The sequence below is a fragment of the Microcoleus sp. S13_C3 genome (assembly GCF_036700905.1).
In the GTDB taxonomy this organism is placed as follows: domain Bacteria; phylum Cyanobacteriota; class Cyanobacteriia; order Cyanobacteriales; family Microcoleaceae; genus Microcoleus.
The window spans coordinates 15,424-26,976 of sequence record NZ_JAUBPT010000109.1; the positions used below are offsets into that span (position 1 = coordinate 15,424).

10 protein-coding genes and 1 pseudogene are annotated in these 11,553 nt (G+C 42.3%); 9 read left to right on the forward strand and 2 right to left on the reverse strand.

Translation table 11 applies throughout. From position 1 onward, the window contains the following. Positions 1 to 292: 292 nt before the first annotated feature. Entirely contained in the window at positions 293 to 448 is a 156-nt protein-coding gene (locus tag QUA16_RS25155; protein WP_333106765.1) for a hypothetical protein, read from the reverse strand. A gap of 925 nt (positions 449 to 1,373) precedes the next feature. Further along, a pseudogene (locus QUA16_RS25160) lies at positions 1,374 to 1,526 on the reverse strand (Uma2 family endonuclease); the annotation flags it as partial. Positions 1,527 to 2,116: 590 nt separating this feature from the next. Between QUA16_RS25160 and QUA16_RS25165 the strand changes: the two are divergent. The 9 genes from QUA16_RS25165 to QUA16_RS25205 all read left to right on the forward strand — a co-directional run bounded on the left by QUA16_RS25165 (position 2,117) and on the right by QUA16_RS25205 (position 11,371). After that, positions 2,117 to 2,287 (forward strand): hypothetical protein, encoded by a 171-nt coding sequence (locus QUA16_RS25165; RefSeq protein ID WP_333181420.1) that lies wholly within the window; start codon positions 2,117 to 2,119, stop codon positions 2,285 to 2,287. 117 nt (positions 2,288 to 2,404) lie between these two features. Then, positions 2,405 to 2,530 carry a hypothetical protein gene (locus QUA16_RS25170; protein WP_333181421.1) on the forward strand — a complete coding sequence of 42 codons (126 nt, stop codon included), beginning with the start codon at positions 2,405 to 2,407 and terminating at the stop codon, positions 2,528 to 2,530. Between the two features lie 70 nt (positions 2,531 to 2,600). Continuing rightward, positions 2,601 to 3,743, forward strand: a complete 1,143-nt coding sequence (locus QUA16_RS25175) for a hypothetical protein (protein WP_333106763.1) — start codon at positions 2,601 to 2,603, stop codon at positions 3,741 to 3,743. A gap of 43 nt (positions 3,744 to 3,786) precedes the next feature. Further along, positions 3,787 to 4,941: an ATP-binding protein gene (locus tag QUA16_RS25180; protein WP_333106761.1), complete on the forward strand. Its 1,155-nt coding sequence runs from the start codon at positions 3,787 to 3,789 to the stop codon at positions 4,939 to 4,941. Between the two features lie 75 nt (positions 4,942 to 5,016). Beyond that, a complete protein-coding gene (locus QUA16_RS25185) occupies positions 5,017 to 6,015 on the forward strand; it encodes a sigma-70 family RNA polymerase sigma factor (RefSeq protein ID WP_333106760.1) in 999 nt (332 codons plus the stop codon). A gap of 115 nt (positions 6,016 to 6,130) precedes the next feature. Further along, positions 6,131 to 6,922, forward strand: coding sequence for a hypothetical protein (locus tag QUA16_RS25190; protein ID WP_333181423.1), 792 nt, complete (start codon positions 6,131 to 6,133; stop codon positions 6,920 to 6,922). 677 nt (positions 6,923 to 7,599) lie between these two features. After that, on the forward strand, positions 7,600 to 8,070 hold the full coding sequence (locus tag QUA16_RS25195; RefSeq protein ID WP_333106758.1) for an ectoine synthase: 471 nt from the start codon (positions 7,600 to 7,602) through the stop codon (positions 8,068 to 8,070). A gap of 39 nt (positions 8,071 to 8,109) precedes the next feature. Continuing rightward, complete coding sequence (locus tag QUA16_RS25200) at positions 8,110 to 10,683, forward strand: ATP-grasp domain-containing protein (RefSeq protein ID WP_333106756.1); 2,574 nt, start codon at positions 8,110 to 8,112, stop codon at positions 10,681 to 10,683. A gap of 241 nt (positions 10,684 to 10,924) precedes the next feature. Beyond that, on the forward strand, positions 10,925 to 11,371 hold the full coding sequence (locus QUA16_RS25205; protein WP_333106754.1) for a hypothetical protein: 447 nt from the start codon (positions 10,925 to 10,927) through the stop codon (positions 11,369 to 11,371). The last annotated feature ends 182 nt before the right edge of the window (positions 11,372 to 11,553 follow it).

The following is an 11,553-nucleotide window of genomic DNA, read 5'->3' on the forward strand; positions in this document are numbered from 1 at the left end:
GGGAGCTGTAACAGTCTCCAGCTTTAAAGGGGGAAAGTGTTGTTTCCCCGCCTATCCATTTATAGAAATAGTAATTTCTTATTCCCTATCGATTTACAGGGGAATCAATCAGAAACGATCGGGCTGCCGAAGAAGCCGATCGCTCCTGGTGTCTCCGTGGTCAGCAAGGGAAAATCCAAGAGCGGCAGACCTAGGAAAACTTTCAGCAATATGCGTTTTTATGCGTTTTTATGCGTTTTTATGAGATCGCCCCTCACCTTTTAGCTGCTTAAACTCTTCAAATTGCGTCTCGCTAACTATCGCCAAAACATCGGTGGATGCAAGAAAGACCCACGTCGGTTGCCATCGCAAAATCCTTCTTAATAGCTGAAGCTACGGCGCGAGATGAGTAGCCGATCGCCTGTTTGATTCTATGAGCTCCGTCATGGGCGATCGAGCTGTCGCTCAAGCCGATCGCTCGCTACCCAGGTGTGACGGCAGGAATTGATGCCAGTGCTGGTACGAAGTTGTCACAACAGCAGGAGCAATGTGAACAGCCGGCACAGTCGAATATCGGATAAAAATCAAGCGCCTTGACACCTAGGATGTCCCATTCATAAAGGTGCATTATTTTTTGTTTGCACGTAAAAGTCAGAGTTTGCGATCACAAAACCATTGCTTGCTACCGATTGAGAACAGCCATAACCAGTCCCAACAGGCCAATGTACGCTCGACACAAAAAAGCAGTAATTTGGCATAAAATTGCAGGCATTTGCAGGATATTTACAGAGGCATTTGCAGGTAAAGTGCAGCCCCTGCAAATGCCTGTAATCTCACTGATTTTATACTGCTTTCCGTCTGACTTTATACTGCACTTGCCTGACTTTAGGGCGCACAAAAATTAGCTATTTTTTAGCCTTTTTAACAACAAGTGAATTGATTAAATAGTCAAGTTACAGTATCTACATTGAATAAAAAATCAAGTTTACGCAGTCTGAGAAAATTGCCAAGCAGCTAAAATTTTAGAAGCGATTTTGTAGCATAGCAGCCGTTATGCAAGCAATAAAGTTGAGGCTGGCCTGTCTGGTTTTTGCGCTCCGTTGAGGCTGAAAACGAGTGTAAGGCTGACTTCGATAATAAGGCAAAATGTTGTTGTCTGGCTAACCTGACAATCAATCGACTAAAATGTTGTTGTCTCGCAGAGCTTGACAGTCGGGTAAAAATTTACCCCCTGGCCACGAGAGTCCTTGGTTTTTTAGGGAGTGACGGCGATAGCCGGATGCAGTGCAAGGTTTGCTAGATTGAGAATCCACAATTCTTGTGTGGGAAAGCCAAATTTAGCTGCATCAAGATTGGGAATGCTGCCTGACGAACTCTACTGATAAACCCAGGGCTTATCCCACTTGCTCTGCATTCAATCCCATTCCCAACAGCCGAGGAATTGCATCAAAAAGTGCTTGTTGGGTTCTAGAGGCTCGTTCTGCACCTGTCAGCAGCAAATTGCCCTCGGTGTCCCACCACCGCAGCCATAGCATTGTCTGGTTTTGCTAGCTGTCCTGCAACAGTCCTACACTGTTCCCTAAAGTTGTAGGAACCTGAGTTCGAGAGATTATGCAAGATCCGACTTTTCCGACTTTACGATCCGACTTTTCCGACTTACAAAGGCGGGGGAGAGGAAGTATTATAGAGATAAGATGCGTCTCAAAAGCTGTGGAAGCAATTAATAGACTTTCATAACTTTTGAACGATACAGTTATCATCAAGGTTTAACGCTACAAAAGGGGGTTCTACTTAATTACTGACCTATTGTTCTGAGTGTGCGCGATAATCGCACCTATCAGTAAAATTACGGCTATTTTTTAGCTCGTGATTTACAGAATAGTGCGTACATCATTGTTATATCAGTAAATCCCCTATGGACGAATGATATAAGGATGTATAAATTATCTACAGAACTATTTGCTCTAGAAGTGAATGTAAATTGGGGCATTTCTTCTCAACCTTTTTCTACGTTACTCAGGCCCAAACCAGGAAATGTTGAATTTTTACCTTCCATGACGTTTCCTTTACACAAGTTTTATTGATTTCCTTGACAAGCATCTCTCCAAAGAATTAAGATAATTATGTCTAAAGATAGATGACAAATAACAAGCTGAAGAGTACAATTTGCAAAAAAATTAAAATTGAATCTACAGAGGGTAGTAGCTCGAAAAATCCGAGTATTACTGCTGCCAAGGTATTCAACAGCGGACGTATGGGTGCAATAGCAGCGTCCGGCAATAAATTTCGTACTGAGCCAACTTTTTGAAAGGTATCGAAAGATTTGGGAGGACAATGGATGCAGTTAGCTGTCTTCTAAGTGAAAGTGAGTCTAATTCTGGATGAAGCTACATCAGCATTAGACCCCGCAACAGAAGTGGAAATCATGACAACTTTAGAGCGCATTGCCAAGAAATGCACGGTGATTGTCATTACCCACAAAATGGCTCATGCGTTGCGTGCAGATGTCATGTTCGTGATGGATAAAGGGTGCCCCGTTGTTAGTGGTTAACCTACAGATTTAATTCAATAAGGAGGAATCTATGCCACAGTTTGGCAACCAATTAATAGAGAAAATATCAATGTTACAAAGATTACCTGTGCCTAGCAGTAAGCTGTTTGTCTGGGTGTTTATTCCCTACCGCATTCAAGAGCAAGAGTTGAGCAGTGAATACGACAATCCTGGGTATCGTCAGGGACTGGTAGATGTTTTTGCAAAACTCGGCTTGAGGTGGAAATGGCAACCGATCACCTTGGAAAATATGCAGGCGGTTGTAGAAGAGGTAGCTGCTTTTAGCAATGAGTATATCCCAGTGGTACTGAACTATTGTGATGGTAATGATGAGATTGATGGCTACCCTGGTACTTCTGTTATCAAACTGCTGGAACAAAAAGGCATCATTTTTACAGGTGCAGATTCTAATTTTTTCCATCTCACCACATCCAAAATTTGGATGAAACGTGCTTTTATGGAGGCGAGTGTAGCTACTGCTCCTTATGAAGTTATTTCAGACCCCAGCCGCGTTCAGGGAGTTTGCGATCGCCTTGGCACACCTCTACTGGTAAAACCGGCACTTGCCTATGGCAGTATCGGAATTTCACTGGAGTCGGTTGTCGAAAGCGATGAACAGGTGAGTAAACAGGTTCAGCGATTGCTGCAAGGGGTACACGAGATGCAGTTTCCACCGGACAGCATCTTTGTAGAACGATTTATCAGCGGTCGTGAATTTACAGTTTTCCTGCTAGGTGATTCCCAGCAACCGGAAAGCCTCAAAATCTATCCGCCGATTGAACTGGTGTTTCAGTCCAGCTTACCTGAAACTCAACAATTTCGGTCTTACGATAACTTCTGGGGCGAACACATTGAAGAATCTTCATCGTCCTCCTCGGAAGCGTTTTACCATTGCCAACAGGTAGCTTCGGATTTGAGCGAAAAACTCTGCGATCTCAGCAAGCGTGCGTATTGTGCAATTGGTGGCAACGGATATGCGCGAGTAGATATCCGCATGGACAAAGATTCTCAAGAGCTTTTTGTTCTGGAAGTTAATGCTAACTGTGCCATTTCTTCTATACCTCTGACTGACTTCTCCGACCTAAACCAAACCTCTCTTGGCACTATCTTGCATCTGGCTGGCATCCCGTTTGCACAACTGATGTCAGAAATCATCGCAGAGGCTTTTGCTAGGCATTCTACCAAGTCGCTTTTGGTGAGCAAAGCAGCGTGAACTTGTACCGACATTTACTGTTAATACTGGAGCTACTAAAACAATGACAACCTCGCAGAAATTACCTGTACCTAGCAGTAAGCTGTTTGTTTGGGTATTTATTCCCTACTGCATCCAAGGACAAGAGTTGATCAGCGAAGAATATGACAATCCTGCCACTCATCAGGAACTAGCAGATGTCTTTGCAGAATTCGGTTTAAAGTGGAAGTGGCAGCCGATTACGTTAGAGAATAAGCACCTGGTTGTTGAGGAGGTAGCTGCTTCTAAGAATGAGTACATTCCATTAGTCTTGAATTATTGCGAGGGGCTTGATGAGATTGATGGCTACCCTGGCGTTTCGGTTGTAAAACTACTGGAAGCTAAAGGTATTACTTTTACAGGGGCAGATAGTAACTTTTTCAATGTGGGCGAATCCAAAATCTCGATGAAGCGTACTTTTGTTGAGGCAGGTGTAGCTACTGCTCCCTATGAAGTTGTAGATAGTGATGAGTCTATTCAGGGAGTTTGTGAGCGCCTTGGTATTCCACTCATTGTTAAACCTGCCATCTCTATGGGAGCCAGGGGACTATCTTTACAGTCGGTAGTTTACAGTGATGATCAGATACGTCAACAAATACAATGGCTAGTTCAAGGAACGCATGATATTCCATTCACCCAAGAAAATATCTTTGTAGAACGATTTATCAATGGTCGTGAATTTACAGTTTTTCTTATCGGTTCTGCCAATCATCCAGAGGATATCAAAATTTATCCGCCTTTGGAGAAGTATTTCAACTCTCATTTACCTGAAACCGAGCGTTTTGTTACCTACGATTTATATCATTTGGGGATTGATGGAAGACGAACTACGCTCCCACCAGAAGAACCACTTTTTGAATGCCGCTTAGTCACTCCAGAGTTGTGTAATAGACTTAGCGATTTGGCTAAACGTGCCTATTGCTCACTTGGCGGAAATGGATATGGAAGAGTTGACATCCGAATGGATAAGAATTCCCAAGACCTTTTTGTTCTTGAGGTGAATCCTAATTGTGGCATATCCTCTATACCTATGCCTAAATCTGTTGACGAAGGTGCAACATCAGTTGGTACTATCTTGCATCTCGCTGGCATCCCGTTTGCACAACTGATGTCAGAAATGATCGCTGAGGCTTTTGAGCGGCATTCTACCAAGTCGCCTTTGGTGAGCAAATCAGCGTGAGCTTGTATAGATAAAACCTTCTAAAGTTCAAGTCTTAATTTCTCCTCAATTGGGTTCACTACCAGTTATTTATTTATGTCAGATTCTCAAACAGTTAATGCATCATACCTGCGGGATTGCTCTGAAGATTTAGGGAAAGGGTTTTGGCAGCAATGGCAGCAGTATCGAGATTATCTTCACCGTTGCTGCATTAAGTGGATGGGGGGGAACTCTACTGATGCTGAAGATGCACTTAGTCGGGCGATGCTGAAAGCTTGGGAAAAGGTGCAAAAGTACGCGGCGGGGGAAATTTATAATTTTAAGGCATGGCTGACGACACTGACTCGCAATCTGTGCGTGGACATTTATCGTGAACGCAGTCGGGGGGCGAATCGAGTTGAGGATATAGAAGGTTACGCTTCTTGTGAGGAGCAAGGACTGGTACGGAGTGAGGATACGCCTTATTGTGCAATGGAGACTGACGAGAAAAGGATTGTGATTCGTCGTGCCATTGATAACTTACCGCCCAGGTTGCGCGAGACGTTTATCCTGCATTTTTATCAGGAATTGTCTTATCCAGAGATAGCCCAACAACAAGAGATTTCCTACCCGAATGTCTGCAAGCGCATTTCGCAAGCGCGGGCTATTCTGCGTGAGGAGTTGAGGGGATATTTTATCGGGGAGGGGGGGAATAGGGGAGTTGAAGCCAGAGCAGGGAAGACGGTACTTGCAGTTGTGGTGGAGGAAGTAGAGAGTTTTGGGGGTGAGGAAGCGCAGGAGGTAGCGGGTGATGTGCAGCAGTCTGAGTGGGTGATGATTGCGGCGACTAATGATGGGACGTTAGAAGCAAAGAGCGATGGTTGCCAGTGCGTTGAGGCGGTGCTGTGTGAAAGGCAGTCTGCACCGACATTGACTAATGCCCAATTTGATCAAGAAACAGGAGACGAGAATGAAAATTCCGGTCTGCCAGTGCTAAGGATGCAAGAAAAGCTAGACAAGGAGGAACGGGGGGGGAATTTCTACTACAGTTCCACACTCGGAGTTTCTCTCGTCTTCCCAATTCTTTATCCCAAGTCAAGAGTCTGTCGGGAATGAAAATGAGGACAAGTTTCTCAGATGTGAAACTTCCTCAAATCAGCCAAGTCCAATTGGTTGCTCACAAAAAGTGCCTGACGAGCGTCATAGAAGTGATGAGACGAGGAAGCTCGATATGGAATGCAGGCAACTCAATGCCAAGAACAAAATCATGTGCGATTTTAAGAACGCGACAGCAACAGTAGGTCTGACCTACCCCAGCGAATGCTGCACAACAGTAGTTCTCCCAACCTACAGTGAATACAAACCCAAAGTAAATTGGGATACCCCTCTCGCAAACTATGAAGAACAAGGTGGATATATCCTCTGTTATGCAAATGCAGCCGACAAAGATAAGACCCTTTATACTCTACTCATCGAATGTTTTGGAGAAGACGCAGTAAAAGGAATTGACGCCGACATGAGAGCCACCCACCCGCAACAATTCATCAGCGGCGGTGGATACTTCGCATCAAAGATTGCAAGCTACATTTTCTTCCCAGACAAAGTAGACAGCAAGACAATGCGCCATGAGTTAGGACACCATGTCCAGAAACTACGTTATAGGATGCCGGAGAGAACAGGTATCGGTAACGTGCTTTGCGAATATCACAATATCCTCACCCACGAGAACCTGACCCTAGAAAAAAAGGAAGACTACCGCAAGAAATACGTCCTAGAGGAAAGTCTGACATACAGCCAATCGAATAGCAAGTTTTCATGGAACGAGGAAAAACATAGTCCGGGTAGTCAAATACCAAAAGAATGGTTCAACTCGTCGGGGGCATTGGCCTCCGATTCCGATCTCACAATTCAATATTGGTGGGATCAGTTGCTCACAACGCTGAACCAAGAACGATACAAGGATGTCAGAGAAGAAATAATGCACAACCTCAGCGCAGAGATATTGCAAAAAAAGAAATCCTAGCACAGCCGACGCAATCGCACGCTATGCCCAAAAAACGTGTGTTCCTTACTGGGTAATGACTTCAGGTTAAAAACAGGAGGATTGAAGACAGTCAATATGCTCTTTTCCTCAAGGTAGTAGTACATTTGCACGGATAGACAGTTTAAGGGTATCTTCTATAGCCAAATTACCCATTACTACTACACTCTTTGGCGGGTTATTTGGCTACCCTCTCATCCAGATGAGCGAACGGTGAGATATTAGAGTGTGATTGAGTCCCAACCCTAACGCTCTCAACCCCCTACACCCCACTCCTCGCTCATCTCCACCACCGATCTTGGTATTCCCCAATGCGACTCGCCGTCGCACCTTGCTCGTAAAGCCGGGAACCCCGCTCGATAAACCGTTCCACCGTCACCCGCGCCACCCCCAACCCCTGCTGCGCTAACCGATACCCCAGTGATCGCTTTTTAGTTGAGTTTGAGACGAAGTGGTGCGATCGCGGCTGGTGAAATTTGGGGAAGAGGGGGTGCTTTCGCCCCCTTTTCCGCTTATCGCGCTTATCTCATAGGGGGCATTAAGTTAGAAAAAAAGCCCCTAACTCGAAATATTCAGAAACTGGCTTTAGGAATCGTCTTAAAGTAGAAACTACCAGTGCCATCCCTCCTCTTTTTTACTTGAATAAAGGCAATCGTTTTTTGGTTAAGCTTAACAAGAAGGGAAGCGATCGCACTAACTCGTGTTCCATTAGCAAACTAGCAGGTCAATATACTACTGGAGTTAAACAAGAGATGATCGTAAGGAAGCTGAGTGAAATTATTAATACAGCAAGAGACATTGCCTGGGGAAATGGTCAGAGTCGCAGGTTTCTTGTAGAAAGAGATAGAATGGGCTACTCACTCACAGATACTATCATTAACGCAGGCACTGAATCACTCCTAGAATACAAAAATCACATAGAAGCTTGCTATTGTATCGAAGGAGAAGGTGAAGTAGAGGCAGATGGGATTCTATATCCAATTCAACCTGGCACTATGTATGCTCTCGATAAGCATGATAAACATTATTTGAGAGCCAAGACTACCATGCGACTTGTATGCGTATTTACTCCCCCTCTGCAAGGAAATGAATCACACAACCTTCAAAGCAGCGGAAGTTCCTGTTACTAAGATTCAGAGTACCATAATAGTTTAGAGCCATAGCTAAATATGTTTGATGCGTTTAACTCAGTTCTTCAAAGTTATAAATTGAAGCCGCTCAAAGAATCTCATATAGAACAAGATTCAGATGATAATAAACCCTGTATTGTTTTCTTTGCTTTAGCAAATGAAAGGGTTACATTACTGCTAGCCACCAGTAAAATTTTGCCGGAATGTGCTTTTATTGTGCCTGATCCGACTTGGGTAAAAGTTATTCAAAAAGGTGATAAATCTGCATTATACCTCCTTGAAGGGATTACAATGAATGAATTGGGTCAATGTTTTCACACCAAATTCAAAACTCCTCAAAGGATAACTTTTTTATGTAATTTTTGCACCGAAGCAGCTTTCAGTTTTTATGAACCAGCCCACCAAGAGAAGGCTCAAAAATTTCAGTTCTATGAGGGACTGGCGGACTGCCCGATGTCAAGTGGTATAGAACTTGAAGAATATACCAATGACAAACTGCATACTCGCTTACTTACTGCTGCAAGAAATATCAATGTACCCCAAGCGATGGCTTTTGGCTTTTTTTTAGAAAAATATAGCCATCATCCCGTCACTCCAAAAATTCAATTTATTTCCCTATCTAGAAATCTTTCTAGTGATGAAATCCGAGAATATCTAACGGCATTTCCGGCTTCTCAATTTGTGATTAAGCCTTCTGGAGTAAGGTGGATGGGAAGCCGACTATGCACTATTCAATCAAAAGATAATCTGGATAGGGCTGTTGAAAACTTTAAGAAATGTTTAGATTCACTCCAAGACAATGATTGTCTGCTTGTGGAGGAATTTATCGATTCAAGTATTACTGAGAATAGTAACCTGGGTGCGAGACTGAGGGTGTTTGTAACCCGCCGCCCCAATAATGTGGTTGAAACATCTGGGATTATCTGTAATCTAGGTTATATTGACCAACCAATTAATGGAGATACTTCCGAGAGTTTTTCAATTGACTATGTGTTTAACTTGCTTCAGTTGACGAACGAGGATAAAAATCAACTAATTAACAAGATTAAGCAATTAGGCGAAGCGGTACTAGAGTCTATTATTGGCTACGAAACACAATATTTAACCCATGTCGCCCAAAACAAACAAACTGATTTTATTGGTTTAGATGTTGTTTTGAAAAATTACAATAGGCAATTAGAGCCAATTCTGATTGAAGTCAACGAGCGCGATTGTATTAGCACCTTACAGTTATACGAAGTACAACATTCTCCCAACAGGACTGATATTCTCGATAAATGGGTGGAAACGATGTTGTACCGCTCCTATCAATATATGCTGAAAGGCAAGAATATATTGATGATTGGAGGTGGAGGATACTCAAAGCTGAATATTTTTGAATTTGCCAATCAAGTAGGTATCAATATCATTTTGGTCGATAGCAATCCTCAACATTTCGCTGTCAGCTACAGCAGTCAATTTTTCAATATTGACATTGACGACCATACCAAAGACATTGAAAATGCTTTAGCTATTGTGGAAGTTGTTCATAAGCATCACACGCCTATAGATGGCGTAGTTACGTTTTGGGAAGATAATGTACCTTTGTCCTCTTTAGTAGCTAGTTTTTTAGGGAAACCAACCAACAGCTATCAATCGGCAAGCATTGCTAAAAGTAAGTTTCTAACTCATAAAAAAATATTATCTGTTGAACCAGATCAACCCTATCATGAAGCTAGAGGATTCTCCAATGGTGTTGAAGTTTTCACTTTAAAGGATGTTGCAGATGTCTATAAGGTTCCGCAATATTACTATCCTTTAGTAATTAAATTAGATACTGGAAGTGCTTCCTTTGGGGTGGAGGTAATTCAAACAGAAGAAGAATTAATAGCTAGGTATGAAGAGTATAAAAGCTATATTCAAACCGCCACACAATATGGTGCTGGATTAGGTTTTAACTATCAAATATTTGTCACGCCTTACTTGCAAGGGTCTGAACATGATGTTGACATAATCATGTTTGATGGTGAGTTGGTAGCTGGTTATGTCACTGATAATGGACCTACTGTGCCTACTCTCTGTAATGAAATGACGGAAATTATGCCTAGTTTGCTGGACATAGAGAAACAAGAAAATCTGATTCATTCAGCCTGGAAAGCTTGCCACAATATTGGCTTAAAAGATGGTGTTTTTTGTGTAGACGTAATTTACACACCGCTAGGCGTAAAAATTTTAGAAATCAATGCAAGGATGGGTGGTTTTTATGTATCTAAATGGCAATTTAATATACGGGATGTTAACCTAATTTTGTATTCCTACCTAATTGCTTGCCGCATCAAACCGTTTGTGAATCAAAGTAGTTTACCACGAATCTACTACAATGGATTTCTTTGTTATACATCCTTACATAAGCACATAATAGATGAAGCAAAGCTGAAAGAGTTGTCGTCAGATTCAAATTTCTTTATCAGTATTTTAGAGAAAGACATACCCCCTGAAGAAAAATATGAAGTTCCCTATGCTTCTGTAGCGATTTGCTCTCAAAATATTGCAGAGGGCAAACGTAAAATGAAGAAATTTTTAGATGAGCATTCTCTCACAAGGGAAGAATATAGGTTTATCTATGAGGAGTAAATTATTTGAATTCAATCGAGTCTGATCGCTAACAATACATGATAAATCCCCCAGGGGATGCCCCAACTAGCCACTGCGATGTTCTTAGCGATATAACTTACAGCTAGTGATTTGATGACTTAAAAGACATCTCAAAATATTTTCCTAAGAAACATAAGCTAGAATACCTGTAAAATCAGAGTTTACCAAAATATCTTATGTTTCTTTTGCCCAGTAACCATCCTTAAATGAGGTAAGCGAAATGCCAGTAACAGTAAATGTTGGTGAAATTTTAGATTGCGACCAAAATGATGAAATAAGAACACGCGGGTGCGATCCTTGTGTTGGGTTGATAGTAATATATGTGAATGCAGGAAATACTACAAAAAGGTGTGCTCACTTTAGCGTTAATATTGCTGGTGTACTAACCCAAGATAGAATCAATGCAGCCTTAAACCCTATTTTGGATGGACATTTTCCTCTTGCTAATATTCAAGCAGTTGGATTTACTTGGGGAGGAGGTGGGGTTGGTATGGGAAGCGCGTTTATTTGTGTGCGTCTCCAAGTGTATTTTGTAGGACAGCCAATAAATTGGTCTGCACAAAACGATAGTCTAACTACTAATGGTGGAGGAATTGAATTATCGAACGGTCGAACTTGGGCTTGGACAAATGATCCTCCTTTAAATGGGTATGCAGAATTGTCATGAAATGGCGAAAAAAGCTGTGACTTAAGGAAAAAAATTGCCGTTTTTCAAGGAAAAGATTGCCGCTGGCTACGCTTTCATACTTATTCTTTTGCACAAGCGATCGCCGGGTGCATCTCACTTTTGCGAATGTGTCAAAAAAGAGTTAAAATGAAAAAGCTAGTAAAATCGTCAAATAAAGATGA

Bases quoted from the DNA above. Each gene is read 5' to 3' on its own strand.
- QUA16_RS25175 (WP_333106763.1), top strand. From the start codon at position 2,601: ATGTTACAAAGATTACCTGTGCCTAGCAGTAAGCTGTTTGTCTGGGTG.
- QUA16_RS25170 (WP_333181421.1), top strand. From the start codon at position 2,405: ATGACAACTTTAGAGCGCATTGCCAAGAAATGCACGGTGATTGTCATT.
- QUA16_RS25190 (WP_333181423.1), top strand. From the start codon at position 6,131: ATGGAATGCAGGCAACTCAATGCCAAGAACAAAATCATGTGCGATTTT.
- QUA16_RS25185 (WP_333106760.1), top strand. From the start codon at position 5,017: ATGTCAGATTCTCAAACAGTTAATGCATCATACCTGCGGGATTGCTCT.
- QUA16_RS25165 (WP_333181420.1), top strand. From the start codon at position 2,117: ATGACAAATAACAAGCTGAAGAGTACAATTTGCAAAAAAATTAAAATT.
- QUA16_RS25180 (WP_333106761.1), top strand. From the start codon at position 3,787: ATGACAACCTCGCAGAAATTACCTGTACCTAGCAGTAAGCTGTTTGTT.
- QUA16_RS25200 (WP_333106756.1), top strand. From the start codon at position 8,110: ATGTTTGATGCGTTTAACTCAGTTCTTCAAAGTTATAAATTGAAGCCG.
- QUA16_RS25205 (WP_333106754.1), top strand. From the start codon at position 10,925: ATGCCAGTAACAGTAAATGTTGGTGAAATTTTAGATTGCGACCAAAAT.